This is a genomic window from Siphonobacter sp. BAB-5385, from assembly GCF_002261125.1.
Taxonomy (GTDB): domain Bacteria; phylum Bacteroidota; class Bacteroidia; order Cytophagales; family Spirosomataceae; genus Siphonobacter.
This window is the reverse complement of the sequence record NZ_NMPS01000240.1, coordinates 1-25,895: the sequence shown is the minus strand read 5'-3', so window position 1 is coordinate 25,895 and position 25,895 is coordinate 1. Positions and strand designations below refer to the sequence as shown.

General features: G+C 49.5%; 25 protein-coding genes. 14 read left to right on the top strand and 11 right to left on the bottom strand.

Annotated features, from left to right (window positions below):
* The first annotated feature begins 50 nt into the window (after window positions 1–50).
* The 9 genes from ccoS to BWI93_RS25335 all read left to right on the top strand — a co-directional run bounded on the left by ccoS (window position 51) and on the right by BWI93_RS25335 (window position 7,192).
* On the top strand, window positions 51–194 hold the full coding sequence (gene ccoS, locus BWI93_RS25365) for a cbb3-type cytochrome oxidase assembly protein CcoS (protein WP_094816634.1): 144 nt from the start codon (window positions 51–53) through the stop codon (window positions 192–194).
* Window positions 195–219: 25 nt separating this feature from the next.
* Window positions 220–2,379 carry a cytochrome-c oxidase, cbb3-type subunit I gene (gene ccoN / locus BWI93_RS25360; protein ID WP_094816632.1) on the top strand — a complete coding sequence of 720 codons (2,160 nt, stop codon included), beginning with the start codon at window positions 220–222 and terminating at the stop codon, window positions 2,377–2,379.
* A gap of 119 nt (window positions 2,380–2,498) precedes the next feature.
* Window positions 2,499–2,657 carry a hypothetical protein gene (locus BWI93_RS28005; RefSeq protein WP_165796030.1) on the top strand — a complete coding sequence of 53 codons (159 nt, stop codon included), beginning with the start codon at window positions 2,499–2,501 and terminating at the stop codon, window positions 2,655–2,657.
* Window positions 2,658–2,769: 112 nt separating this feature from the next.
* Window positions 2,770–3,438 carry a cbb3-type cytochrome c oxidase N-terminal domain-containing protein gene (locus BWI93_RS25355; protein ID WP_255158065.1) on the top strand — a complete coding sequence of 223 codons (669 nt, stop codon included), beginning with the start codon at window positions 2,770–2,772 and terminating at the stop codon, window positions 3,436–3,438.
* Window positions 3,435–3,560, top strand: coding sequence for a hypothetical protein (locus BWI93_RS29205; RefSeq protein WP_255158064.1), 126 nt, complete (start codon window positions 3,435–3,437; stop codon window positions 3,558–3,560). The genes BWI93_RS25355 and BWI93_RS29205 overlap by 4 nt, the downstream gene beginning before the upstream one ends.
* A gap of 4 nt (window positions 3,561–3,564) precedes the next feature.
* On the top strand, window positions 3,565–4,950 hold the full coding sequence (gene ccoG, locus BWI93_RS25350) for a cytochrome c oxidase accessory protein CcoG (RefSeq protein ID WP_094816630.1): 1,386 nt from the start codon (window positions 3,565–3,567) through the stop codon (window positions 4,948–4,950).
* Between the two features lie 59 nt (window positions 4,951–5,009).
* Complete coding sequence (locus BWI93_RS25345) at window positions 5,010–5,435, top strand: FixH family protein (RefSeq protein WP_094816628.1); 426 nt, start codon at window positions 5,010–5,012, stop codon at window positions 5,433–5,435.
* A gap of 81 nt (window positions 5,436–5,516) precedes the next feature.
* A complete protein-coding gene (locus BWI93_RS25340; RefSeq protein ID WP_094816626.1) occupies window positions 5,517–6,182 on the top strand; it encodes a sulfite exporter TauE/SafE family protein in 666 nt (221 codons plus the stop codon).
* Between the two features lie 455 nt (window positions 6,183–6,637).
* The gene (locus BWI93_RS25335; RefSeq protein WP_094816624.1) at window positions 6,638–7,192 is read left to right on the top strand and encodes a transposase; all 555 of its coding nucleotides are present in this window, start codon (window positions 6,638–6,640) and stop codon (window positions 7,190–7,192) included.
* Here BWI93_RS25335 and BWI93_RS27555 read toward each other — a convergent pair.
* Complete coding sequence (locus BWI93_RS27555; RefSeq protein ID WP_199181970.1) at window positions 7,166–7,261, bottom strand: hypothetical protein; 96 nt, start codon at window positions 7,259–7,261, stop codon at window positions 7,166–7,168. The genes BWI93_RS25335 and BWI93_RS27555 overlap by 27 nt on opposite strands.
* Before the next feature lie 611 nt (window positions 7,262–7,872).
* Here BWI93_RS27555 and BWI93_RS25325 point away from each other — a divergent pair.
* Together BWI93_RS25325 and BWI93_RS25320 are read left to right on the top strand one after the other, a co-directional pair.
* Window positions 7,873–8,721 carry a tetratricopeptide repeat protein gene (locus BWI93_RS25325; protein ID WP_094816620.1) on the top strand — a complete coding sequence of 283 codons (849 nt, stop codon included), beginning with the start codon at window positions 7,873–7,875 and terminating at the stop codon, window positions 8,719–8,721.
* 142 nt (window positions 8,722–8,863) lie between these two features.
* Complete coding sequence (locus BWI93_RS25320) at window positions 8,864–9,730, top strand: DinB family protein (RefSeq protein WP_255158063.1); 867 nt, start codon at window positions 8,864–8,866, stop codon at window positions 9,728–9,730.
* A gap of 11 nt (window positions 9,731–9,741) precedes the next feature.
* On the opposite strand, the gene BWI93_RS25315 is transcribed toward BWI93_RS25320, so the two are convergent.
* The 4 genes from BWI93_RS25315 to BWI93_RS25300 all read right to left on the bottom strand — a co-directional run bounded on the left by BWI93_RS25315 (window position 9,742) and on the right by BWI93_RS25300 (window position 13,909).
* Entirely contained in the window at window positions 9,742–10,674 is a 933-nt protein-coding gene (locus tag BWI93_RS25315; RefSeq protein WP_094816616.1) for a hypothetical protein, read from the bottom strand.
* Between the two features lie 39 nt (window positions 10,675–10,713).
* On the bottom strand, window positions 10,714–11,808 hold the full coding sequence (locus BWI93_RS25310) for a YncE family protein (protein ID WP_094816614.1): 1,095 nt from the start codon (window positions 11,806–11,808) through the stop codon (window positions 10,714–10,716).
* Window positions 11,809–11,876: 68 nt separating this feature from the next.
* Entirely contained in the window at window positions 11,877–12,272 is a 396-nt protein-coding gene (locus BWI93_RS25305) for a hypothetical protein (RefSeq protein ID WP_176454335.1), read from the bottom strand.
* A 23-nt stretch (window positions 12,273–12,295) separates the two neighbouring features.
* Window positions 12,296–13,909: an NFACT RNA binding domain-containing protein gene (locus BWI93_RS25300; protein WP_369679223.1), complete on the bottom strand. Its 1,614-nt coding sequence runs from the start codon at window positions 13,907–13,909 to the stop codon at window positions 12,296–12,298.
* Between the two features lie 29 nt (window positions 13,910–13,938).
* On the opposite strand from BWI93_RS25300, the gene BWI93_RS25295 reads away from it, so the two are divergent.
* The 3 genes from BWI93_RS25295 to BWI93_RS25280 all read left to right on the top strand — a co-directional run bounded on the left by BWI93_RS25295 (window position 13,939) and on the right by BWI93_RS25280 (window position 16,840).
* Entirely contained in the window at window positions 13,939–14,574 is a 636-nt protein-coding gene (locus BWI93_RS25295; RefSeq protein ID WP_094816612.1) for an ATP-binding cassette domain-containing protein, read from the top strand.
* Window positions 14,575–14,744: 170 nt separating this feature from the next.
* Entirely contained in the window at window positions 14,745–15,677 is a 933-nt protein-coding gene (locus tag BWI93_RS25285; RefSeq protein ID WP_141217599.1) for a hypothetical protein, read from the top strand.
* Window positions 15,678–15,736: 59 nt separating this feature from the next.
* Window positions 15,737–16,840, top strand: coding sequence for a P1 family peptidase (locus BWI93_RS25280; protein WP_094816606.1), 1,104 nt, complete (start codon window positions 15,737–15,739; stop codon window positions 16,838–16,840).
* 195 nt (window positions 16,841–17,035) lie between these two features.
* Here BWI93_RS25280 and poxB read toward each other — a convergent pair whose 3' ends face one another.
* From poxB to BWI93_RS25250, 6 genes are all read right to left on the bottom strand, one after another.
* Window positions 17,036–18,760, bottom strand: coding sequence for a ubiquinone-dependent pyruvate dehydrogenase (gene poxB, locus BWI93_RS25275; RefSeq protein WP_094816604.1), 1,725 nt, complete (start codon window positions 18,758–18,760; stop codon window positions 17,036–17,038).
* 418 nt (window positions 18,761–19,178) lie between these two features.
* Window positions 19,179–21,524: a TonB-dependent receptor gene (locus BWI93_RS25270; RefSeq protein WP_094816602.1), complete on the bottom strand. Its 2,346-nt coding sequence runs from the start codon at window positions 21,522–21,524 to the stop codon at window positions 19,179–19,181.
* 148 nt (window positions 21,525–21,672) lie between these two features.
* On the bottom strand, window positions 21,673–22,176 hold the full coding sequence (locus BWI93_RS25265) for a methylated-DNA--[protein]-cysteine S-methyltransferase (RefSeq protein WP_094816600.1): 504 nt from the start codon (window positions 22,174–22,176) through the stop codon (window positions 21,673–21,675).
* Window positions 22,177–22,201: 25 nt separating this feature from the next.
* Window positions 22,202–23,110, bottom strand: a complete 909-nt coding sequence (gene miaA, locus BWI93_RS25260) for a tRNA (adenosine(37)-N6)-dimethylallyltransferase MiaA (RefSeq protein ID WP_094816598.1) — start codon at window positions 23,108–23,110, stop codon at window positions 22,202–22,204.
* A 49-nt stretch (window positions 23,111–23,159) separates the two neighbouring features.
* Window positions 23,160–23,771 (bottom strand): DNA-3-methyladenine glycosylase, encoded by a 612-nt coding sequence (locus BWI93_RS25255; protein ID WP_094816596.1) that lies wholly within the window; start codon window positions 23,769–23,771, stop codon window positions 23,160–23,162.
* Window positions 23,772–23,775: 4 nt separating this feature from the next.
* The gene (locus BWI93_RS25250; RefSeq protein WP_094816594.1) at window positions 23,776–25,464 is read right to left on the bottom strand and encodes a sodium:solute symporter; all 1,689 of its coding nucleotides are present in this window, start codon (window positions 25,462–25,464) and stop codon (window positions 23,776–23,778) included.
* Window positions 25,465–25,895: the final 431 nt, after the last annotated feature.

Genomic DNA, 25,895 nt, shown 5'->3' with positions numbered 1-25,895 from the left:
TTCTATCCCTTCCCATTATTCAGACCTTTGGAACTGAAAATCAAAGGTTTATGAATATCATTTTCATTCTCATCGGCATTAGCCTCTTGCTGGCTCTGGGTTTTCTGGGAGCCTTCTTCTGGGCGATGAAGTCCGGACAAAATGATGACATGTACACGCCGGGCATGCGAGTGCTGCTCGACGACGAGAAATGAATTCCCCTAACATCCCTTATCACCCATGATTTCCCACGCTGCTTCCCCTGCCCCTCCGACGACGCTCGAACGCTTTGCGTACGACAACCGGGTGGTTAAGGCCTTTTCGATTGCGACAATTGTGTGGGGACTGATCGGTATGCTGGTGGGCGTAATTGCCGCCACGCAGCTGTTTCATCCCGGCATGAACCTGGACAATCAGTACACCACTTTCGGACGAATCCGGCCCCTGCACACGAATGCTGTCATTTTTGCCTTTGTGGGTAATGCCATTTTTATGGGCGTTTACTACTCGCTTCAGCGACTGCTGAAGGCCCGCATGTTTTCCGATACGCTGAGCTGGATTCACTTCTGGGGCTGGCAACTCATCATCGTATCCGCCGTACTGACCCTACCCCTTGGTTTTACGACTTCCAAGGAATACGCCGAACTGGAATGGCCTATCGATATTGCCATTACGGTCATTTGGGTGGTATTCGGTATCAACATGTTCGGTACGATCATCAAACGCCGCGAACGTCACCTCTATGTAGGGATCTGGTTCTATATCGCCACGTTCGTTACGGTGGCCGTTCTGCACATTATCAACTCGTTTGAAATGCCCGTTAGCTTCCTGAAAAGCTACTCCATGTACGCGGGGGTTCAGGATGCTCTGGTACAATGGTGGTACGGACACAACGCGGTGGCATTCTTCCTGACGACGCCGTATTTGGGCATGATGTACTACTTTCTGCCGAAGATGGCGAATCGTCCGGTTTACAGTTATAAGCTTTCCATTCTTCACTTCTGGTCACTGATTTTCATCTACATCTGGGCGGGTCCGCACCACTTGCTGTATACGAGTTTGCCCGACTGGGCTCAGTCGCTGGGCACGGCGTTCTCGATCATGCTGATTGCTCCGTCCTGGGGTGGGATGATCAACGGATTGCTTACCCTACGTGGAGCCTGGGATCAGGTTCGGGAAGATGGACGTCTGAAGTTCATGGTGGTCGGTATTACGGCTTACGGGATGGCCACCTTCGAAGGTCCGCTGCTTTCCCTCAAAAACGTAAACGCCATTGGTCACTTTACCGACTGGATTGTGGCTCACGTACACGTCGGGGCTCTGGGCTGGAACGGCTTCCTGACCTTTGCCATTCTGTACTACATCGTTCCTAAACTCTGGAAAACGGAATTGTACTCGAAACGAATGGTAAATATTCACTTCTGGCTGGGTACGCTCGGCATCCTGTTCTACGCCGTACCGATGTACATTTCCGGCTTTACGCAGGGCATGATGTGGAAAGAATTTACGCCCGAAGGCACGCTGAAATATCCCGCTTTCCTGGAAACTACGCTTCAATTATTGCCTATGCACATGATGCGGGCCGCGGGTGGTGTGATTTACCTGGGCGGTGCCATCCTGATGGCCTTCAACCTTTTCAAAACGATGGCTCAGGGTAGTTTCCAGGCCAACGAAGCAGCCGAAGCTCCGGCTCTTACGCCTGAGTACGTAGCTACGGGTGGTGACACCTACTGGCACCGCGTTCTTGAACGTCGCCCCATGCAATTGCTGGCCGGCTCGCTGATCGTGATTCTGATCGGTACGGTGCTGGAAATCATTCCGACGTTTACGGTTGAATCCAACGTAGAAACCATTGCCGCGGTACAGCCCTATACGCCGCTGGAATTGCAGGGTCGGGATTTGTACATCCGTGAAGGCTGTAATAACTGCCACAGTCAGATGGTACGGCCCTTCCGCTCGGAAACGGAGCGATACGGTGAATATTCGAAAGCCGGCGAGTTCGTATATGACCACCCGTTCTTATGGGGATCGAAGCGTACGGGTCCGGATTTACACCGCGAAGGATTCAAGTATCCCGACTCCTGGCACTATCACCACATGAACGATCCGACGACGATGTCACCTGGTTCCATCATGCCGCCCTACCCCTGGTTACTGACGCAGAAGCTGAATAATAGTCAGTTGGAAGCGAAGCTGAAAACGATGCAATCCCTGGGCGTTCCCTACGATGATTACGCCATCAGCGATGCTCAGGCAAATGCCCAGCAACAGGCTGAAGGAATTACGAATCGCCTGAAAGCCGAGGGAATCAAGATTCAGTCCGACAAAGAAATTATCGCCCTGATCGCGTACCTGCAACGACTCGGTACGGACATCAAAAACGCTCAGGCCGCTAAATAGACCTTGGTTGGAGGTTGTTTGTTGCTGGTTCGTAGTTCAACACTTCATCAACAAACCATTACCCGGGACCACCATCCCAACCCACAACGAACAACCACCAGCTAAAAACTAAACCAACCATGTTTCGCAACCTTGTTACCCAACTTCAGGGAGCCGATTTCTACATGATTTCCTCGCTTCTGATTTTCGTTGCCTTCTTTGTTACGGTGAGTCTGTTTGCCTTACTGACGGATAAGAATCACCTCCAGGAAATGAGCAAAATGCCTTTGGAGAAATGAGCTTCTCAGTTTACAGTTGTCGGTTTACCGTTTTCAGTTTCGTAGTACCCGTTTGAACAAAGTCACCAACTGAAAACGGTGAACTGTAAACTGTCTTTTAACCCCTACTTTCATGAACTTTGAGATAAAAACCGGCGAGGATCTTTTTCTGATTGTGGTTCTCTGCTGCCTGATCTTGGGAGCGTTGGCTCTGATGGTCACGACGCTTCATTTGTATTTGACCGTTAAACAGGCTTTTCCTGATCAGACCAAAAAGGAACTGGAAGAGCAATACCAGTACAGCAGTTTCTGGCATCGGATCATGGGCCTTCGTCCTACGGCCATGAATGCCCAGCTGATGCTTGAGCACGCCCCCGATGATATTCAGGAACTGGATAACCCCACACCGGGGTGGTTTATGGCCCTGTTCTACGGCACCATCGTTTGTGCCATCGGTTACATGCTCTACTACCACGTGCTTGGCCCCGGTGATGTAATGAATCAGGAGTATACGACCGAGATGGCCGTTGCCGAGAAAGCCCACGAAGCATACCTGAAAAAATTTGCCAATTCGGTTAACGAGTCGAACGTGACGATCCTACACGATGAAAAAGCAATCGAAGCGGGGAAGAAAATCTTCGATCAGAACTGTACGGCCTGTCACGGTGCCGCGGGGGAAGGAAAAGTAGGCCCGAACCTGACGGATAACTACTGGCTGCACGGCGGTACGATCAACGCCGTATTCAAAACCATTGCCGAAGGTGTTCCCGACAAAGGGATGCTTTCCTGGAAAAACAGTTGAATCCCATTCAGATTCAGCAGGTATCCAGCTATATTTTTTCCTTACAGGGCACGAAACCGGCCGGAGCCAAAGAGCCGCAGGGAGAGGAAGTAAAGACGGTTCCTGAAGTTGCCAAACGCTAAGGTCATGTTCACCATAGATGAAGATATAGAGTTTCTTGCCCACGGGGCGGTCTCGGGTCAGCGAAAGTATCCCCGCTGGCCCGAAGGCGGCCGCCTGCTGCGGTGGCGGGAAATCGTAGCGGGCGTTCTGCTACTGATTCTTTTTGGTCTTCCCTGGCTGGAGATTGAGGGGCATCCGCTATTTCTGTTCAACGTACTCGAACGTCAGTTTATCTTCTTTGGCGTACCCTTCTGGCCGCAGGATTTTCACCTGGTAGCCCTGGGTCTACTGGCGTTCATTGTTTTCATCATCGTATTTACGGTGGCCTTCGGACGAATCTGGTGCGGTTGGGCCTGTCCACAAACGATTTTTATGGAAATGGTTTTCCGGCGAATCGAACAGTGGATTGAAGGCGACTTTAAAGCTCAGCAACGCCTGACAGCCGCTCCCTGGACCGCCGAAAAAATCCGGAAACGCGTACTAAAACATGGTCTGTTTTTCCTCATCGCTTTTGCCATTTCGAATACTTTTCTGGCGTACATTATTGGCAAAGACGAATTGATCCAGATTCAGACCGATAACCCCGCCAACCATTTAGGCGGACTGACGGCATTGCTGATCTTCACGCTGATTTTCTATTTCGTCTTTGCCCGGTTACGGGAAATGGTCTGCGTGGTGATCTGTCCCTACGGACGTTTACAGGGCGTTTTGCTTGATAAAAAATCCATTGTCGTCGCCTATGATTACGTACGGGGCGAGCCTCGGGGCAAACGTCGGAAACAATCTACCGAAGTCAAAGGCGATTGCGTGGATTGCTCCCTCTGCGTACAGGTTTGTCCGACGGGCATCGACATTCGCAAGGGTACGCAACTGGAATGCATCAACTGTACCGCCTGTATCGACGCCTGCGACGGCGTGATGGATAAAATCAGTAAGCCTCATGGGCTGATTCGATACGCTTCGCAGGAAGGTATCGAGCAGGGAAAGAAATTCCAGTTTACGGGACGGCTCAAAGCCTATACGCTGGTTCTGATTCTTTTACTGGGCGGCTTGGGCTACCTGCTCCTGACCCGAAAAGCCATCGAAACGACGGTACTGCGAGCTTCGGGACTTACTTTTCAGCAGCAGGCCAACGGTCAGATTTCCAATCTGTATACGGTAGAAGTACTTAACAAAACGTTCAAGCCGGTTGCGTTGGAATTTAAAGTCAAAAATCCGGGCTTCTCGTTACAGTACGTAGGTCAGCCCCTACAAACGGCACAACCGGGTACGTTTACCAAAAGCTCCTTCTTTTTGCTAACGCCCGCGAAAGGCATTCAGGAAAATAAAACGCCGCTCACGATTGAAGTACGGGCGAACGGTCAGCTGATGCAGGAAGTAAAAACGAATTTCATGGGTCCGGTTTTGTAGTTTTTCAGAAAGCATATCCACTTTCTGAAAACTGAAAACCACTAACCAACAACTAAGCTATGAACTGGGGCAAATCCATTATTCTGGCCTTTATTCTCTTCGGTAGTTTCATTGGTTTTCTGGTCTACCGAATGATGCGTACACAGGTAGATCTGGTACGACCTGATTACTACCAAACCGAAATGGCTTACCAACAGCAAATTGATCGCGTAGCCCATAGTAAGGCCGCCAAAGAGCTGGTCACCATGCAGTACCGTCCGCAAACGCAGCAGGTGCAGTTTTCCGTACCGAACGCAGTACAGGAAGGCAAGATTCAGTTCTTCCGCCCTTCTGATGCCAAGCTGGACTTCACCGTCGCCGTGCGACCCGGTGCCGCTGCCCAGACCATCTCTACCGAAACCCTAAAAACGGGTTACTGGCGGGTAAAAGTTACCTGGTCAGACGGTAAGCAGGAGTACTACACCGAAGAAGAAATCATTATTTGAGATAATAGATGATAACGTTTAGAGGATAGGTAAAAACGTCTTTAGTCTGTCCTCTATCATCTCTATTCTTTATCCATTCCCATGGTTCTCGCCTTTCTCACCGGACTTCTTTCCAGCATTCACTGCGTCGGCATGTGTGGCCCAATTGCTCTGGCCTTACCCGTGGGTGGTTTGTCGGAAGGACGGATGCTACTGGCTCGACTGAGTTACAACCTGGCCCGAACGCTGAGTTACGGGTTATTGGGCTTGCTGGTAGGATTTGTGGGCGAACGCGTATCCATTCTCGGCTGGCAACAATACCTTTCGCTGCTGGCGGGAGTACTGATGGCAGGCTTCGTGATAGCCGATCGCTGGATTGGCTTTAGTCCCTTCGCACAGCTGAAATCAACTTTTAGTAAGCTATTACAGCAGAAAACCTGGATGGCGTACGTGGGCGTTGGGTTTATCAACGGCTGGTTGCCCTGTGGGATGGTATACGTGGCACTGGCGGGAGCTCTGGCGGCTGCAACGCCCGTTCAGGGTATGCTCTGGATGCTGGCATATGGGGCAGGCACCATTCCGGCGATGCTGGCCGTGGGCTGGGTTTGGCAGTGGGTGAGTTTACCTGTACGCCGAACGTTGAACCGCTGGGTACCCGTACTGACGCTGGCGATTGCGTTGCTGTTTGTCTGGCGGGGACTGGGATTGAATTTGCCGTCTCGTCCGGGTTTGCCTTCGGCGGGGGTTCCGGTTTGTCATGAAAAGTAGGCACAGCCTACTAATTTGATCATCCGTAGCGGATGCTACGGATAACGGGATTTGGTTACCTGACGGGAAGGTTCACATTGGCTTGGCTGTAGCTTATGGCATTTTTTGCCAAGCAACTGGTTGAGAAACACGCCTTTCCAGCTCTTCAGCAAACCTATCCTTAACATAACTCTTCCCACGCAGCGAGTTGTTCGTAGCATCCGTTCCGGATAAGGGGGTTTGATTGCCTGGCGGTAAGGCTCATACTGGCTTGGCTGTGGGTTACATCATTTCCTCAAGTAGCTGTTTGCGAAACACCCCGCCTTACCTCTTCGCCAAGCCTCCCCCTAACACAACTCTTCCCAGGCGGCGAGTTGTTCGTAGCATCCGCTACGAACCATCTAATTTGTAGGCTGTGCCTACCCCACTGATTCAACGGTGCACACGAAATAAACTACCCGCGGTTTCTTTGCTGCATGATCTTCAAACCTTATCAATTCAGCAATCCTCGGGGTATTTATTTTATCAGTTTCGCAACGGTTTACTGGATCGATGTATTCACCCGAATTCATTACCGAACCATCTTTCTGGATAGTCTAACGTTTTGCCAGCAACACAAAGGCTTACGCCTTCATGCCTGGTGCCTCATGAGTAATCACGTGCACCTCATCATTAGTACAGAAGAGGGGTTTAACCTTTCCGATACACTCCGTGATTTAAAGCGGCATACGGCTACTACGCTCATAGAAGCGATTAAAGAAGATCCGGAAAGTCGGAAAGAGTGGATGCTCTGGATGTTTCAGCGAGCAGCTCATCACAACAAACGCAATGACGATTACCAGTTCTGGCAACAGGATAATCATGCGGAAGAACTCATCACGCCCCGCTTTACGAAACAAAAATTAAATTACCTGCATCAGAATCCGGTAGTGGCCGGATGGGTTGATACGCCTGAACATTTCCTCTACAGCAGTGCCCGGGATTATACCGGATTTGGAAAAGGATTACTGGAGATTGTATTTCTTTTCTGATTTTGCACCTTCCCTAGCATAGGCTAAAGCAATGGCACGGCCAATGCCGGAGCTCGCCCCGGTTACAATGGCTAATTTATTGGCTAGACTGTGTCAGTACAACAGAATCTGTATCTGGAAATTTTGTCTCATTTACAGCCTCTCAGCAGGAAAGGTTAAGTTTAAAAGCTTATAAGTATATAAATTTTTATTTGTAACAAACAACTAGTTCAGATTTTCTATGAATACTTATGTTACAGGATTGCTTTTTCTTTTGCTTTCCAGCTCCTGTTTCGGCCAAGACTACTCCTTGCCCACGGGTGACTACATGGATACCACTTATCAGATGAGTTCGAAATGTTCTTCCTGTCGTATCGTTTACTATTATCACATTAATGCGAAATATCCTAAAAGCTCAGCGACCTTACGAACCGAGGTTAACCAGTACTTACTTGAACGTAAGCGTTCTTACCAGGGTAGCGGCTACGTTACTTTTCGTTTCATGATTGATTGTGAGGGAAAGCGAGTTCAACGGGTACGAGTTTTACAAACCAGTTCCGACTATAAAACCTATCAATTTGATAAGGTCTTCGTAAATGATTTATTTGATTTTATAAAAACACTTGATCGATGGCAACCTGGACATTATAAAAACCTGTTCCCTGTCAATTACTTAACTTATTTATCTTTTAAAATTCACGATGGAAAAGTTATTGCTGTACTACCTTAATGTTTTATTTCTTATTTTTTCTTTCTCCCCTAGCCCTGCTCAGCCTTGCAGTGACTCGGTCGTAACGGATAGTTTGATTCATCATTATCTTGAGAATGGTGCTTTTAAAGTTGGATATAACGATCCCCGTTGGGAAATGTACTGCGACAGCCTTATTGCAACCTGTCCAAACATCGCAGTGGCTTACCGTGAGAAAGCAATTCCCTATATAAAATTTGGCGATTTTGGTAAAGCGATGCTCCTCGAAGATCAGGCCGTATCGCTTGATCCTCAACAGTGGATTGACTACAGAGCTTTTTTAAAATGCATTTTTACGAGGGACTACGAAGGTGCCCTTAAAGATTTTGAACAGGCAGAAATCTATCATCCTATGGCTTCCATAATGGACCATTTTTATCCATTTTATCAGGGCCTTTGTCATTTAGAGCTGGGGAATTACCAAAAAGCTGAACAATACTTAAGACAAGATGTTTATGCACAAAGAAAAAGTAGAGCAAAAGGTATTCACTTTAATACTTATTTTTATCTGGGCGTAGTATTTTATGAAATGAAAAAATATAGCCTAGCTGAAAAGTATTTAAAGATGTGTCTGTCCATATACGAGCAACATCCAGATGCCAATTATTACCTAGCTCGTTGTCAGCTTAAAAAGCAAAAGTTCAATACTGCTTTAAACTACCTAAAACAGGCAAAAGAATATATGCAGGAAGGCTTTACTTATAATGAAGATAATATTGTCTACTCTAGCTACCCACACCAAATTACTACTTATGAAATAGAAGAAGAAATCGATAAAATTAACACTATAAGAATTCATTAACCTTTTCTGATGTACATTTATTAGACTTTGTCTATCTTTAATATAGACGATTGATAATTCCATACTTTTAACGTGATTTACTAGTAGCAATAAAATAAACATTTCTCATGAGCTATACGAATTAATTTTTAATTACCTGTATATGCCTGACTCCCTCCCCAGCCGTCCGTTACCAGCCATGACGTATCCTACGGCTCTCCTCATCGAAAAGCTACGCAAACTTGATGAGCTTTTGCTGGAACTATTGGAATCGCTAACGCCTGAGGAATGGCAGGCCCAGACCATAGCCAGACTCTGGAAAGTAAAAGACGTAGCCGCTCATTTACTGGATGGCAACATCCGCATCCTGTCATCACTGCGGGATGAGTATCAGGGTGAAAATCCCAATATTCACTCCTATCAGGATTTGCTGGATTTTCTGAATGGACTCAATGCCGATTGGGTAAAGGCCATGAAACGGGTCAGTCCGCAGGTACTGATCCTGCTCCACCGGATTACGGGACCGATGTATTGCGACTATTACGCCTCCCTTGATCCCCAGGCAAAAGCCACCTTTTCCGTAGCCTGGGCCGGTGAAGAAGAAAGTCTGAACTGGATGCACATCGCTCGGGAATACACCGAAAAATGGCTACATCAGCAACAGATACGAGCCGCCGTTCACAAACCGGGCTTATTGACGCAGGAGTTTTTTCACCCCTTCATCGACGTCTTTATGTATGCCCTGCCCCATACGTACCGAAACGTACAAGCGTCCGAAGGGACTACCCTGAAAGTCACCATCACGACCGAGGCGGGGGGCAGTTGGTTTCTAGTGCGTCAGCCGGATTACTGGCAACTGGAACGCAGCCCGCAACCGCACTGGAATACTGAAGTGACGCTAACGCCGGAAGTCGCCTGGCCCCTGTTTTCCAAGAGTGTACGCCCGCATGAGCTCAGTAGTGGCGTGACAATTATTGGCGATGCGACTTTGGGAAAGATGGCTCTGGAGATGGTTTCGGTGATGGCTTAAACGCCCTCGTATTATTTCCGCTTGAAGGTGCGGGCAATGCGTTTAAAAGTGGCCAGGTTGGCTTCGGGTTGTTCAGTGGTCATGCCAACCAGGATAAAATACCCGCCTGCATCCGGGAAAAGCATGGTCTGATAAATCAACTCCGGCTTACCTTCGCGACTTTTGCCATTAGCCCGGATTTCATAGCCATCCAACCCATCAATCTGGATGGGTTGCACCTCTTTTACCTCGCTAGTCTGGCCGTCGGGTAAGCTTTTCAGCCTTTGAATAGCGTACGCTTTTCGGTCCGCTATAAGTTCCGTACTCATTGCCGTTCCAACGAGCAGCATTGGTTTGACCGAAGGAAGTTTCCCATCCGTTGTATAAATAAGACTTCCCACCATATACTTCGCTAATTTAAATGCACTCTGGCTTACGTCTATCGTAAAGGGAACGGCGGCCAGGGGGTCGTCGTTTTGATTGACGTTGTACGTAGTCGAGAGCAGAGCCTGCCGGATGTCTTTCTCAATGTTTTTATGAGCCTCCGGATAAATACCATTGACCAATATGGTCACCTCGGCATTACCAAAAATCAGCATCTGCTTCAGGTATGGGGTGGTACCTAAGGATTGACTCACGGTAATGTAAGCAGCAGGTGCCTGATGAAACGTGATTTTCTTTTTCTCCAGTAAGGTCATTCCACGAGTTTGTAACGCTTCTGCCGTAAACCCATCGATGAGGGTCTGAGCAGCGGTATTTAACTCTGTAACCATAATGGAAGCCTGTAGCTCTGCCTTTTGAAAGCCACTGAAATTCGTAGCCACTTCAAATCCAGCGGGCGGAATCATACTGCATTTGGTCCCGGGAATGATTTTCCTTTCGGCGGTTTGTGCTAACGCACTAGGTACAAAAATGAAAAAGGCAATAATGAGCTGTAACTTCATACCAGATTTAATGTACTTCATTCCTTCCCAATGGATAAGACTTCCTGCGTAGCAAACGCGTTAATTATTAATAATTTGAATGGCCCATTCATTCTTATTCGGAATTTTTGCCGATTTCGTAATCACAAATAACCGGTTGCCTTTTGCGTTCACAAAAACGAATAAAGGTTCTACTCCTTTAACGACGGAATACCCATAGTTATCAGTAGCGGCATACGTTTCTAAAGGTATTTTTTTAATATAATCCAGGTTAAGAGCATTGTGAATATAGACGAATGGTAAGCCCGGATCATCCCAGTTCGTTCCTTTATTGATTACATACAAAGCGTTAGTGGCCTGCGAATGATCCAAACCAATAATAGAACGATGCATATAATAATTGGTGAATACGGTATCATGCGGTACGGTACCGTTATAAACCATATCCTGCGTTTTAACTTCGGAGGATTTTAAAACAGTTCTTCCTTTTACAAAGATTCGGTTTCCGTCTTCCGAAAACCATAAATCTCCATCAATATTGTATGTACCATGGTACGGCGAATCGTACATGTATTGAGCCGTTCCATACTGAATATCAAATTTTACAATATCCGAAGGAGAAACACCATTATCCGCTACGTACAGGTATTTACCGGAAGGATGAATTTTCGCTTTCGAACGTTCCCGAATTAACTGAAAGGGGTTCAAGGTTTCTACGCCCGTGGCTAATTCAATGCAATGAACTTTTACCGCCTGATCTCTTTTAGGAAAAGCGTAAACCCAGTTATTAGGACTCAACACAATGTCGAATACTTCACAACTAACGTCATAGACTTTAGTTACTCGCATGCTGACTAAATCAATATACGAAATGCGGGCGTCGTGCCCGACTACCGCCGTTTTCCCGTCTAAAGCAATTGCTACACTTAAGGGAGCGAAATCCAGATCAATCGTTTTTCTGGTGTTTTTACGCGTACTATAGACGTGCAGCTGATGCGGTTTGGAAGAAGCGTAAATAAGGATATCGGTTTTCTTAGAGTACTCGGCATCAATGACTTCAGTTTCCAAGATAATTTTTCCATCACTAATAGAAATTTCATCGTCTTTATTTTTCCGACAACTCGTAAGTTCAACGCAACAGGTAAGCAGGAGAAAAAGGTATACAATTTTTTTCATTGGACGTAAATGGATTAATACGAACAAAAGTAATTGCATCCCTCTTTCACCTACGCGTACATTCTTATTTATTTTTCAAGTAAATTCTGAAACGAAACCTCTCCCATGCCGTCTTTTTCATACTTCGCCAGGGGCTGGAACGTATCATCAAAAGGCTTTTCTCCCGGTTGTAATTCTGTGGGTGCCGCACTGCCGGTTTTGAAGAAATAAACCGTCGTTGTACCGTATTTGGTATGCGGCATAAAATCGCCGTATTGCTTCATTTCACTCCATAACGTGTCGTCTACCGTTACGGCATACATGCGTTTGATCGGACCCGTGTTATTCTCATTCCGATACAAGGCGACTTCTTTGAAATTTCCCTTCAAATCCTGTACGCCGGGTTGCGAGGTGGCGTTATACACCATGTAAGCCATCAAAACAAGAATGGCTCCTATGAACAGGTATTTTACTTTTTTACTCATCTGATTTTCAATTAGTCAATTCTTTACGCTTTCGGCTCCACCATCACCACTTCTTCTTTTTCGACAATCACCTGACCTTCCTGTAAATCGCGGGTTTTCCGGACGAATTTCTTCGGCGTTACGATCACCGGACACAGCGTATCATTGCGTCGTTTGGAGTAGTAAGCCGCCAGTTGAGCCGCCCGCTCAATCACCGGATTTGGAAAGCGTTTGCCCGCCTGATGCCGGATGATGACGTGCGAACCCGTGACGTCACGGGCGTGAAGCCAGAGGTCTTCCTTACGGGTGTACCGCTGGGTCAGCAAGTCATTGTTTTTCGCATTTTTACCCACGAAAATCTCGAAACCCTGGTATTCGTAGCGTTTAAAGAGCGTCGCCGCTGATACATCGGGCTTTTCGATTTTGTCGAGGCCACTCGTTTTCAGGTATTTCCGCAGCTCCTTCAGCGTTTCGATGGATCCCACTTTCGCAATCTGAGCGTCGTATTCGGCCATTTCCCGCTCCCGCACCTCCAGGGCTTCCATGAGGTGTTCAACTTCAATCTTCTCGTTTTTCGACTTTCGATAGTACGATTCCGCGTTTTTCTGCGGCGACAAATCGGGCTTGAGCCGAATCGTTACGGGCTGGTCCCGGTAGAAATCGTGCAGCTCTACGGACTCGGCCCGCTCGGGAATCTGGTGCAGATTTGCCATCAGGATGTGGCCGACTTCCTCGTGCTTGATGGCCTTTTCCATCTCGTCGAGCTTTTCGTACACCGAGTCTACGTACTGCTGCGTTTTCTGTTTCCGCTTCTGTAAAGCCCGGACAATCTGCCCCTTTTCCCGGTCAAATACATTGATTCGCGAGTAGGCGTAGTAAAAGCTATTGGCCGCCTCAATCGGATCGGTAAAGGATTTCTCGGCGTCGTCGGGTAGCAGCGTTAGTACGGGCTGGTACTCCACCGTTTTAATATAATACGTCGGATTTTCCAGATAGCCGCGTACCTGTTCCACCAATGCCCATTTTTCGTCAATGGTTTTTGAACGGTACCCCTGCCGATCCAGCCAGGTAGTGACGTCCTTCCCAAACGTGGGAAAGAGCTTTCGCCAGTCGCCATTCGCCCGATCAAAGGCTTCGCGGCTCTGATCCAGCGGTCGATCCAGCGTGGTGATGTCCAGCTTTTCGTCCGTTACAAGCTTGTTGTGAAAGAGATCCACCACCGCCGTTCCCTGCACTAGTACCAGGTTGGAGCGATTGCCAAAGAGTTTGAATACCAGATGAAAATCATCCGCAAAATCAATGGAAAACGCCCGCTCGTTCAGGTATTGCCGAACGCCCAGAATGGGTTTATCCAGTAACTCGGAGAATAAATCAACCGTATTTTTTCCCGCCCGTCGAAAGTCCTCGGGAAAGTTTAATGCCACAAAATCAGGCCGGATGGTGGCTCGTATGTAAAAATCCCGTCGCTTTCGCCACTGCTTCTCCGCCGGACAAAACCCCAGCACCAATTCATCTTTTTCCTGCGAAAAACACTCCGCCAGAACCAGGCCTTCGAGCTGGGCTTCGATCTCCCGGGAGAGCTGACGAAGAAAGTAGTAATTGCTTTGCATACCCCAAAAGTACGAACGGCCCGCCCGGAATACTGAAAGGTTTGGCAAGGGATTCGCAAAAGCTTTCTTTTGCAGGTATGCTACAGGTCAAAAATTATCGGAAAGCGTACCACGGAAGGACGATTCTGCAAGTACCCGACTGGCAGTTATCGCCGGGTATCCACTGGATTCGGGGTTCGAACGGCTCCGGGAAAAGTACGTTTTTCCGGTCCATTGCGGGTATGCTTCCCTGCGAGGGGGAAATCTGGCTGAACAATCAGTATGAAGTCAGTCGGCATTCGGTCCCGTATCGCATGCGGGTGAATTACGCCGAAGCGGAGCCGCTGTACCCGGAATATCTTTCGGCCTTTGATCTCATTTCTTTCGTGGGAAAAGCCAAGCAGTCGCCCGCTGGACAGGTGGACGTGTTGATTGACACGCTGGAAATTCGGGAATTCTGGAAACAGCCCGTTGGTACCTATTCCTCGGGTATGCTTAAGAAAACGTCGCTGGTGCTGGGATTTCTGGGGCAACCCGAACTCATCATGCTGGATGAACCCCTCATTACCATCGATGACCGGGCTGTGACTAACGTCTGTAGCCTCATTGCGACGTACCGCCAGCGGGGTGTAAGTTTTCTGCTGTCTTCGCACCAGGATTTTCGCCTGACCGAATTAGCCCTGGATTCTTCGTATCTGATCCAGAACCATACGTTGGTGGAAACGCCTGCCTAATCTTACTCGCCAACGCCCTTGAACGCTGTCTTTTTTCGTACGCTGGTTACCGAATTTTACCGACAAAATTCGGGCTTCTTCCTACTGATCTTACTGATCAGTTTCGGTATCATCCGCAGCGACGATCATGTAGCCCTGTTTCGGTACGCGATGCTTCGCCTTCTACGCTGGTGTATTACGTTATCCCCTGGATGCTGTACGGATTAAAAACGCTGAGTTTTGTTCGCAGTCAGTTTCGGCATCCGGCGTATGGGTTTTTGGACCTTTGGCGGCTGGTTCCGTTTGGCACGCGTCTGAGCGGCTGGGTTACCATGCAGGCTGGACTGTTACTGCCCGTTTTTCTGTACGCAGGCTGGATGGGCGTGTACGCTTTTCCAGCCCGCCAGTGGTCAGCTTTAGTTCTTATAGGTCTGGTTCTGCTGGGGCTCGTCGTACTGCCAATTCCGCTGCTGGAACGAATGCTGCACCAGATGAGTCAGGAAGTCCGCGTGCGTACGTTCATCCGGCACTGGCCCTTACCTTATCCGCTGTACTTCATTCAGCATTTGTTCCGGCGGCAACCGCTGTTGTTGCTCCTAACCAAAATCTTCTCCGGGTTGCTGATCATGGGGGTTTGTCTGCTGTACCCCACCGACGACTACGACGAACGTCTGTTGACCATCGGTATGCTCATCGGTGGACTGACGCAGCTGGGACTGGCTCAGGAACAGTACGTTTTCGAACACGAGTATCTGCTTTTCCTACGAAATCTGCCCCTTTCGTTCGGCAAACGGATAGGCTATCTGTTCGTCCAGGGTTTGCTTCTGTTTATTCCGGAAACCCTGCTCCTGTTCCGCTACCTACCCGCAACGGTATCGTGGCTGTACGTCGGGAAGGCCCTTTTCTTTGGGATCGGTCTGTGGCTGGCGGGTTTACACCGCTTGTATCAGAATGATAAAAGCCTGGAGAACCTTGGATCGTATGGATTGTGGGGCTTTCCAGTCGGTCTGCTGCTGATCATGTTTCAGGTAGATACGGCTCTACTGGGACTGCTGCTGTGGGCGTACGCGGGCTGGGTAAATACCTACCACTACTACCGCTCGGAATTTCATTTGCCGCAGTAGTTGCTTTCCTTTTGACTATTGAATCGTAACTTGGGGTTTGTAAGCTCTTCCCAGTTTCTATGAAAAAAGTAATTCTACTGCTCCTGATGAGTACTTCCCTCCTGCATGCCCAAACCCGCTTTCGCGAGCATACGCAGCAAACCATCGGCATTCTGAAAACGGGTACGCACAACGCCATTACCGATGTCGCCGGATTGAAAGTAGGACACGTTACGCTGATTGAAGGTCAGCAGATCCGAACGGGCGTAACGGCCATTATTCCTACGGAAGGGAATCTGTTTCAGCAAAAAATCCCGGCGGCCGTCTTTGTGGCGAATGGGTTCGGGAAAATGGCAGGAATCAGTCAGATCAATGAATTAGGCAATCTCGAAACGCCCGTCGTACTGACCAATACGCTTTCGGTAGCGGCGGGGATGCAGGGACTTGTTTCGTATACGCTGGCCCAGCCGGGCAATGCCTCCGTTCGTTCGGTCAATGCTATCGTAGGTGAAACCAATGACAGTTTCCTCAACGACATTACGGGCTTTCACGTCAAACCCGAACACGTTACCGAGGCCCTTCAGAAAGCCCAAAGGGGTCCGGTTGCCGAAGGAAATGTCGGAGCTGGAACGGGTACCATCTGCTTTGGCTGGAAGGGCGGGATTGGCACCAGTTCGCGGGTACTACCGAAAAAGTCTGGTGCGTATACGGTGGGCGTGCTCGTACAAACCAACTTCGGGGGCGTGCTCGAAATCAAAGGAAAACCCATTGGAAAATCACTGGGCAAGTACTTTCTGAGCGATCAGTTGAATGATCCGGCAGATGGTTCCTGTATGATCATCGTAGCGACGGATGCTCCGCTCACCCACCGCAACCTCGAACGGCTGGCGAAACGGGCCTGGTCGGCTCTGGCAAAAGTGGGCGGTATTGCGTCAAACGGCTCGGGTGAATACGTACTGGCTTTTTCTACCAGTGAAAAGGTACGTATTCCGCACAACAGCAAAAAATTGACACAAACCGTTGAGGAAGTGGATAATGAAGCGATGTCACCCCTGTTTCTGGCTGCCATCGAAGCGACGGAAGAAGCCATCCTGAATTCCCTGTGGGCGGCTCGTACGATGCAGGGGAAGAATGGTACGGTTAACGAATTACCGAGGGATCAGGTGAGGACTTTGCTGAAGTGAGGATAGCGTTTGACGTTTGATGAGGTTTCAGGTTTGATGACGCTACTACCCGTTTTGAAAGGCTTTGAAGTGGAATAGGGTTTCAGGCTTGATTAGTTTGAGAACATTACCACCAACCCTGAAAGGGTTCAATGTAAATAGCCAGGGGTTTTACCCCTGGCTTCATTCCATAGCTTACTGGCCTCACCGCTTTTTCTACTTCAAAAAGTTAGTCTTTATGGTTTCCACCACATCGCTCAGATCGCCTCGCAGCGTTTCTTTCATCATGTACATACTAAAGCCCCAGGCCTGCTGAAACTTGATTTTTGGCGGCATGGATAATTCCGTCGGATTCACCACCACATCCAGCACTACGGGTCCGGAGTGACGCAGAGCTTCATCAATGGCTTCCGGTACATCTTCCGGATTTTCCACCCGAATGCCCCGAATCCCCATGGCTTCGGCCATACGGGCAAAGTTCGGGTTCTTCATATCCGTACCGAAGGGCGGCATCCCCGCTACCTTCATTTCCATCGCCACAAAACCCAGGGAATAGTTGTTGTAAATGACCAGCTTAACGGGAAGATTGTACTGATAAATGGTGAGCAGATCGCCCATCAGCATCGAAAATCCACCGTCGCCCGCCAGAGCAACCACCTGCCGATCCGGGAATGCAAACTGGGCTCCAATGGCCTGCGGCATGGCACTCGCCATCGAGCCGTGCGTAAAAGAGCCAATGAGTCGCCGTTGCCGGGTCATCTTCAGATAACGAGCCGCCCAGACCGTCGGGGTTCCGACATCGCAGGTAAAAATGGCGTCCGGACTGGCCTGTTCACTCAAAACGGACGTAAGGTATTCCGGGTGAATGACTCCGTCGTTTTCGTCGCCTTTGGCGTGCGAATCCAGCTCCTTACGGGCTTCCTGATACGCCTCCAGTGAATCGTCGAGGTGACTACGATCCGTTTTCGGTAATAACATGGGCAAAAGGGCCTGAATCGTTGGTCCAACACTACCGACCATGCCCAGATCCAGCCGCGTACGGCGACCCAGGTGTTCCGGTCGAATATCAATCTGGATGATTTTTGCCTGTTCCGGGTACCAGTCTTTGTAGGGAAAATCGGTCCCTAACATTACCAGCACTTCCGCCCGACTGATGGCTTTCGCTCCGGAAGAGAAGCCAATCAGGCCCGTCAGACCTACTTCGTAGGGATTTTCGTACTCCAGATATTCTTTGCCCCGTAAAGCGTACACCAGCGGAGCTTTCAACTGCTCGCACAACTGCAGGACTTCCGCGTGGGCTCCGGCACAACCACTACCGCCCAGAATCGTAATTCGGTCGGCCTCGTTCAGGAGCCGGGCCATGTGCTGTAATTCTTCGTCGGAGGGTCGGATGACGGGTTTGGGCAAAAAAAGCGGATGAATCAGGTTCGTTTCCTCAACGGTTTCGGAGGAGACATCGCCCGACAGCGTAATCACCGCTACGCCCTGTTTTCCGATTGCATTCTGCATCGCAATCTGGAATACCCGGGGCATTTGCTTGGCCGAGGAAATCGTTTCGCAGTAGTGACTACACTGCTGAAACAGGTACTCGGGCTTGGTTTCCTGGAAATAACCCGTACCAATTTCCATACTCGGAATCTGAGCCGCAATGGCCAGAACGGGTGCCATACTCCGGTGGCAATCGTATAAACCGTTAATCAGATGCAGGTTTCCCGGTCCGCAGCTACCCGCACATACCGCCAGCTGGCCCGTTGCCTGAGCTTCGGCTCCGGCCGCAAAGGCAGCCGCTTCTTCGTGTCGGTAATGAATCCATTCGATTTCTCCGGAACGGCGAATTTCGTCGACTAGCCCATTCAAGGAATCGCCCACAATGCCGTGAATGCGTCGAACTCCGGCCTGTACCAGCATTTCGACCATTACGGCCGCAATTGTCTTAGCCATATCTGTAGATAGGTTTTGTATCAGACTTCCTACGACACAAAAGCCTTGCCAGATAGGGACAATTGGGGAGCCGTTAATGATCTTTTAATGCCCGAATGGGTTGAGATGAAAGCGGTACTCTTTGGAGCAAGCGGTAGGTTAGGCGGAGCCTAACAAGTAGGCCGTCCGTAGCGGATGCTACGGACAACTGGCAGCTTGGGAAGAGGCTTGAAAGGGTAAACTAATTTATAAAAGCAACGGATAGGCAATTGCTTTAAATTTTTTAAACTTCAAACTACTCCACTCCCGTACAAACGACAGATAGTTAAGCCTTGAACTTTTCAAACTTCATACCAATTGAGACTTCACACCAAAAAAAGAGCCCAGACGTACGAACACGTCCGGGCCTGTTTTTCAAATCTCAAACCATAATCAAACCTTAAAACGAGTAGCCTACCATCAGCATAAACCGTCGTCCGCTACCTCGGGTGTAGTTTTCGTTACTACCGAAGAACTGAGCGATATTGGTGTAGTAACTTGTGTTGAGCAGGTTTTCAACCCCCAGATTAAGTCGCACCTGCGTACTTACCTTATACCCAACGTTCAGATTCCAGAGGTTGTAGGATCGAATCCGTCCTTCGTAAATCGCATACGTCCCGTTAGCCCGGGGTGTAAAGTGATCCCGGTCGCCCAATCGCCACCAGTTGAGGTCAACACTCAGGTTTTTAATGCCGGTATAACGAGCGTAAAGGGTAGTTTTATCGGGTGAAATGCGACTGGCGTTCAGGTAGGTCTCATAATCCCCATCCGAATTTTTATCCACTTTCCCTTCCGTAAAGGCATAATTTCCTCCGACAGAAAACGTCGATACCGGCGACCAGTCAAGCTGTACTTCATAGCCCCAGACGCGTTCGGGAGCCCGCTCGGTGCTGTACACGCCTTCACCCAGGTCCACGAAGTTGGCTCCCAGCTTGGACGTACTAATGTACCCCGCCGCCGACAAGGAAAGCGTCCCAACCTGACTACTAAACCCAACTTCGTAATTATTGACAATGATGGGCTGCGTTTGGAGTTTTTCGATGGTATTCTCCTGAGCCGAACGCAGAATCCGACCTAAATCATAAATCGAAAACGCCTGTGAATAACTGACGAAGGGATTAAACGCTTTGTTTTTAGAGTAACGCAAACCGGCGTTGAAGACCAGGGCTTCGTAATCCAGATTTCCGCCTTTCACGAAAATACTGCCCTGCCCGTTAGGTCCAGTCGCGAGCGTATTGAAATCGGCAATTTTGGTTTTGATATTTTCTGCACGAACGCCCGCTTTTAGGGTTATCCCTTCCATTAAAGCAGTACTCAACTGAGCGTAAGGAGCCAGATTTCGCATGTTGATGTTGGGTACCCAGGCCCGGCCGTCTACCAACGACTGCGAGGTTTGGTCGTTAAGCAAATCAAAGCCGTAGGTAACGTCCCCGCGAATTCGGCTGGCAATCACGAAAGGACTATTCAGATTGATCCGAAGTCCTTTTTTCTGGGAAGGAATCTGCGATTGGCCGGAACCGTAAAACGAAGCCGAGTTGGAATACACCGTCAGGAAATCCTGAAAGTACAAACTGGCGTTGATACTCGTTCCGCCGATGATGTTTCGACCGATGTACTGAAGGTTGGCGTTGTGGTTATGCCGCGTTCCTTCATCCACACCTACGCGTTTGCCAATTACACCGATGGCCGGACTGACGCCATACTTCCCCGGCTTTAGTACGTAATTAGAATGCTGATTAGAGCCGTAGAAGTTGTACATCCCTTCAATCCGATGCTTGCTGGATATATCATACCCAACTTTCACGAATGCGTTGTAGATACGCGTTTCGCCCAGACCGTATTCGGGTGAAATGACCTGTCCTTCGCCATCCCGGAATACGCCCGTTTTTTCGTGCATACCGCTCACGACGTAGTCTACTTTTCCGGTACGTCCGAAAAATTGCTGGGAAAAGCGGTAACCAAAGGTGCTGTCCCCCTGCGTATTGCCCGTCATGGCTAGTTGCGTAGAACCGCCTGTATGATTTTCGGGACGTACTTTCTTGGTGATATAATTAATCAAGCCACCGTCGGCTCCGTTACCATAAATGGAGGTGGCTCCTTTGATGACTTCAATACGTTCAATCACGGAAGGGTCGATGGTACGAATATCGCGGCCACCGGCTCGCAGGGGCGTTGATTGCGGAATGCCGTCGATGAGTACCAGCACGTTACGGCCGCGTAAGGTTTGGCCGCTATTACCGGTTTGGTTGGTGGAAGGAGCGAGTCCGGGTACCGTGTTCGAGAGAATGTTGGCAACGTTAGGACTAATGCCCGCCTGCGTTTCCAGTTCCTTTCCAGCAATCACCGTAACGGAAGAAGGCGTTTCCGCCAGCGTCTCCACCCGACGGCCTGCCGAAACGATCACTTCGGAAAGCTGTTTATTGGTTTCTGTCGTTTGTAACGTCACTTCATTTTTCTCACCGGCTACCAGCGTAATGGCCTGGCGTACGGTTTCATAGCCTACCCCACTGGCAATAATTGTGTAGGACCCGGCGGTGGCTTTCATCGAGAAATTCCCGGCTTCGTCGGCGGTGGTGATGGCTCGGATGCGGCCCTCCTGTTCCAGCGAAATGTTGATGAACGCGGCGATTCCTTTTTCGGTGCGGACCGTTCCCTGAAGGGTAGTACGATCGGATTGAGCCTGGGCAGTAGAGAAAAGAAAGAAGGTTAAAAGAAGCAGATAGGGAAGTTTTAAATAGGGGTGCATGGAATTAACTAATTATGAACGCCCCAAATTTATTTATATTTAGATTGATTACAGATAATAATTTTTCAAATTCCAGAGTCCTCTTCGGCTTAGTCGTGTTTTTGCTTCTATACGTTTAATGGACTGGTCTTCAGGACAAGCGAGTTTTTTACTCCCACAATGCAATTTGTGCAAGGGCTCCTTCCAGCCGCAGCAGCCGATTTTTATGCACTAATCCACCCGCAAACCCTACGAGTTTACCCGACGCCCCTACGACCCGGTGACAAGGGGCCACAATCGAAATCGGATTACGATTCGCAGCACCACCCACCGCTCGTACTGCCTGCGGATTTCCCAGTTGTTGGGCAATGTCGCCGTAGGTGCGGGTTTGACCGTAAGGGATGGTTAGCAAGGCCTGCCAGACTTGTTTCTGAAAATCGGTTCCGATGAAGTCCAGGGGTAAGGTGAACGTCTTTCGTTTTCCCGCAAAATATTCCTTTAACTGTTGTTCCGTTTCCAGCAATATTGGGTGTTGCTCGTTCGGCGTACCCAAACCAACGGAGACACGTTCGGGGCGATCATTTTCCCACAGAATAGCCGCTAGTCCATGCTGACTGGCCACCAGTGTTAGCGAACCGACGGGCGAGGGTATCGTTTTGTAAGAAGTAGTCATCGTGTGTTAGACAAGCCCTGAAAAGTCAGGAACCAAGGTTTTCCAGTACGTAGGCCCTGACGCCATCGTAATCTTCCGCATCAAACCATTGGAAATGATCCTGATGACGAAACCAGGTGAGTTGACGTTTGGCATACCGGCGACTATTCTGCTGGATTTTCTCAACCATGGTTTCGTACGCATACGTACCGTCGAAATAGTCGAATACTTCCTGATAGCCCACCGTTTTCAAGGCATAATGGTTTCGGTACCCGGCCACGCTTCGGACTTCTTCGACGAGTCCCTGCTGGATCATCGATTCCACCCGATTATTGATCCGGTCATAGAGAATGGCCCGGTCGCGGGTCAGGCATATTTTCAGTATTCGGAAGGGACGCTCGACTTTGTGTCCGGTCCGGAAGCTGGAGTATGGCTTACCCGTCGCTAAACAAACTTCCAGAGCCCGTACGATGCGTTGGGTATTGTTGCGATCCACGTAGTCGAAATACGCCGGATCGAGCTGGCGAAGTTCATCGACCAACGGGGTAATTCCCTCCTGCTCGAACCGTTCCATCAATTGCTTCCGAATGTCCAGATTCACTTCGGGCATTTCGTCCATTCCGTCGGTAATTACCTTGAGAAACAGGCCGGAACCACCCGTCAGGATAGCTACGTTGGTACGGGTAAAAATTTCCTGAATGGTTTGCAGGGCTTCGCGTTCAAAGTCACCTACGCTGAAATACTCGGCAATGGAGTGCGAATCGACGAAATGGTGCGGTACGCCCTGCCGCTCGGCCAGACTGGGTTTGGCCGTACCGATGCTGAGTTCGCGGTAAAACTGCCGGGAATCCGCCGAAACAATTTCCGTGCCGAGTTCCTGGGCCAATCGTACGCACAATTCTGTTTTTCCAACGGCCGTCGGACCGGCGATTATTACTAAAGTAGGAAGACGCATAGCGAAACAAACGCGGCCCGAAACTGAGTCCAGACCGCGTTTTAAGGTATTAGTTACTGTTTTTCTGTTGATTTTTCCACCGCCACATGGCCCGGCTGGCCGTGGTTCGGTAGGGTCGCCAGTTTTCGGCGATTTCGATCATCCGCTTGCGAAGGTTCCGGTCTTTTTCCAGCCCATACACCAGCATCATGCCCTGCTGTACGCCCAGATCATCGACGGGAAATACGTCCGGACGCTGTAACGTAAAGATTAGAATCATTTCCACCGTCCAGCGGCCCACGCCTTTGATCTGGCTGAGGTAATCAACGAGGGCATCATCGTCATACTCGTCCCAGTTCTTGTTTTCCAGCTTTTCCTTCAACCAGAACTCCGCTACATTCTGCATGTAATGGGCTTTCGACCTGGACAAGCCCACCGAACGCAACGTCTCAATATCCAGAGCCAAAAGTTGCTGCGGATGCGGGTACTCGCCGGGAAACAGGGTTAGAAATCGCTGAAAAATAACGGCAGCGGCCTTCGTCGACAACTGTTGGGAAACGATAGAATCAAGTAAGTCGTAGTATAAATCGCCCGTTGGTTCCGGGTCGGGTAAGGTTACCGCCGCCAGAACTTGAGCCAGTTTGGCGTCGCGATGAACCAGATGAACAAGTGCTTCCTGCATACATTTAATCCTGAGTTGGTGAATTAGTGGTGCGGTCCAGCCCTTTCAGCACCAGACCCAGCCCCACCACAGCCACGCAGCCAATGACGTTGAGCCAGAGAAAAGCCGTCAGATTCAGTACCCAGCACACGACTACCAGAATCTCGGCTCCCACTGCCGCCCAGAACGTAGCCTGGGCTCCAATCGACTTAAAGTAAAAGGCAACAACAAATACGCCCAGAACCGTTCCGTAGAACAGCGATCCCAGAATATTAACGGCTTCGATCAGGCTCCCCACGCGGCTGGCGTACATAGCAACCGCAATACTAAGCATGCCCCAAACCGCCGTACTGATTTTTGATACCCGGATGTAATGGGCTTCCGTACCGTTTTTGACCCACATGCGTCGGTAAATATCCACCACGAAGCTCGACGTAAGCGAACTGATGGCCGAAGCGATAGACCCCATCGAAGCGATAAAAATAATGGCAATCAGCAGGCCCACCACGCCCGGCGGCAGGTATTTCACCACAAAAGATAAAAATACGTAGTTGGTATCGTTAGCGTCGCCGCCCTCGGCCTGTACCAGTTTTTTGGTTTGATTCCGAAGCTCCGTGGTTTGGTGGTCGAGGGTTTGGACGCGTTGTTGTAAAGATGTAATATGACCTTCATCTCCGCGTTCGAGGGCCGATTGCAATTGCGTAACGACCTGCTTTTTTTCCTCAAATCGCTGCGTATGCTCCCGCTGAAGCGTCTGGTATTGGGCGGTATGTTCGACTTTCTTTAAAGCCGTTTCGTTAAACAGCAAGGGGGGCTGATGAAACTGGTAGAAGACAAACACCAACGCTCCCACCAGCAGAATCAGAAACTGCATGGGAATTTTGACGATACCGTTCATAAGCAGGCCCAGCCGACTTTGTCCGATGGTTTCGCCCCCGAGGTACCGACCGACCTGCGACTGGTCGGTACCGAAATAACTTAGCTGCAGGAAAAATCCGCCAATCAGTCCTGACCAGATGTTGTAGCGATCATTCCAGTCGAATTGCCAGTTGATGGTTTGTAGCTTCCCCATCTTCCCGGCCACTTCCAATGTATCGACCAAACCCATGTTTTCGGGCAGGAGCCGCACGACCAGATAACCCGCCAGAAACATTCCACCGAGGACGATAAACATCTGCTGCACGTGCGTATAACTCACCGCCCGGCTCCCGCCCAGCACGGTGTAGATCAGCAGAATCCCACCCATGGCCAGATTCGTCCAGACAATATCCCAGCCAAAAATGGTGGAAAGAATGATACTCGGGGCGTAGATACTGATACCCGTGGAAAGCCAGCGGGGCAACAGAAACAGCAGGGCCGTGAGGGTACGGGTTTTCAGATCGAACCGCGTTTCGAGATATTCATACGCGGTATAGACGTTTAGTCGATGGAAAATCGGAATAAAGGTAATGGAAATGACGACCATGGCCAGGGGCAGTCCGAAGTAGAACTGCACGAACCGCATGCCGTCGGTATAAGCCTGTCCCGGTCCCGACAGAAAGGTAACCGCCGAGGCCTGGGTAGCCATCACGCTCAGGCAGACGTGCCACCAGGTCAGCGTATGGCCGCCCGTCAGGTAGGTTTCCAGGTTTTGTTGCTGTCGACTGCGGTAGATGCCGTAACCCACAATGAAGGTTAGGGTAACGCCCAGTACGATCCAATCGAGTAAAGACATATACTCAAGGGTAAAGAGGTGTTTTTGGGTTTATTCGTTGGTTTTTGTTGGATCAATTTCTACGGGAATCGATGCTATGCTTTCGTCCCTACTGGGGTTTAGTGCATATAGACCGGGTTTGGTCCTGCTTACTGGCCGACTAGTAGCCCGTGAGCCTCTCCATGCCTGACAACAGCCCGCTTCAGGCCACCGCGTTGCGGCTGTCGTAGGGCATTCCGTTGCTCACGGGCGGGAGAGATTTTCATCTTCTGACAATAGTTACCGGTCATTAGTTGATAGTTGTTTTGCACATACAAATACCTTCATGGACGACATAAACCCGAACCCCGTCCTATCACATTCCATGTCGGGCTCAAACCGCCTTTTTCATCCGCAATGCGGTGGCCTAGTGCAGGATGAAAAGAGCGGTGGGCGTGCCGACATGGAATGTA

Coding starts and splice junctions, on each gene's coding strand:
- ccoS (WP_094816634.1), top strand. CDS start 51: ATGAATATCATTTTCATTCTCATCGGCATTAGCCTCTTGCTGGCTCTG.
- ccoN (WP_094816632.1), top strand. CDS start 220: ATGATTTCCCACGCTGCTTCCCCTGCCCCTCCGACGACGCTCGAACGC.
- BWI93_RS28005 (WP_165796030.1), top strand. CDS start 2,499: ATGTTTCGCAACCTTGTTACCCAACTTCAGGGAGCCGATTTCTACATG.
- BWI93_RS25355 (WP_255158065.1), top strand. CDS start 2,770: ATGAACTTTGAGATAAAAACCGGCGAGGATCTTTTTCTGATTGTGGTT.
- ccoG (WP_094816630.1), top strand. CDS start 3,565: ATGTTCACCATAGATGAAGATATAGAGTTTCTTGCCCACGGGGCGGTC.
- BWI93_RS25345 (WP_094816628.1), top strand. CDS start 5,010: ATGAACTGGGGCAAATCCATTATTCTGGCCTTTATTCTCTTCGGTAGT.
- BWI93_RS25340 (WP_094816626.1), top strand. CDS start 5,517: ATGGTTCTCGCCTTTCTCACCGGACTTCTTTCCAGCATTCACTGCGTC.
- BWI93_RS25335 (WP_094816624.1), top strand. CDS start 6,638: ATGATCTTCAAACCTTATCAATTCAGCAATCCTCGGGGTATTTATTTT.
- BWI93_RS25325 (WP_094816620.1), top strand. CDS start 7,873: ATGGAAAAGTTATTGCTGTACTACCTTAATGTTTTATTTCTTATTTTT.
- BWI93_RS25320 (WP_255158063.1), top strand. CDS start 8,864: ATGCCTGACTCCCTCCCCAGCCGTCCGTTACCAGCCATGACGTATCCT.
- BWI93_RS25315 (WP_094816616.1), bottom strand. CDS start 10,674: ATGAAGTACATTAAATCTGGTATGAAGTTACAGCTCATTATTGCCTTT.
- BWI93_RS25310 (WP_094816614.1), bottom strand. CDS start 11,808: ATGAAAAAAATTGTATACCTTTTTCTCCTGCTTACCTGTTGCGTTGAA.
- BWI93_RS25305 (WP_176454335.1), bottom strand. CDS start 12,272: ATGAGTAAAAAAGTAAAATACCTGTTCATAGGAGCCATTCTTGTTTTG.
- BWI93_RS25295 (WP_094816612.1), top strand. CDS start 13,939: ATGCTACAGGTCAAAAATTATCGGAAAGCGTACCACGGAAGGACGATT.
- BWI93_RS25280 (WP_094816606.1), top strand. CDS start 15,737: ATGAAAAAAGTAATTCTACTGCTCCTGATGAGTACTTCCCTCCTGCAT.
- poxB (WP_094816604.1), bottom strand. CDS start 18,760: ATGGCTAAGACAATTGCGGCCGTAATGGTCGAAATGCTGGTACAGGCC.
- BWI93_RS25270 (WP_094816602.1), bottom strand. CDS start 21,524: ATGCACCCCTATTTAAAACTTCCCTATCTGCTTCTTTTAACCTTCTTT.
- BWI93_RS25265 (WP_094816600.1), bottom strand. CDS start 22,176: ATGACTACTTCTTACAAAACGATACCCTCGCCCGTCGGTTCGCTAACA.
- miaA (WP_094816598.1), bottom strand. CDS start 23,110: ATGCGTCTTCCTACTTTAGTAATAATCGCCGGTCCGACGGCCGTTGGA.
- BWI93_RS25255 (WP_094816596.1), bottom strand. CDS start 23,771: ATGCAGGAAGCACTTGTTCATCTGGTTCATCGCGACGCCAAACTGGCT.
- BWI93_RS25250 (WP_094816594.1), bottom strand. CDS start 25,464: ATGTCTTTACTCGATTGGATCGTACTGGGCGTTACCCTAACCTTCATT.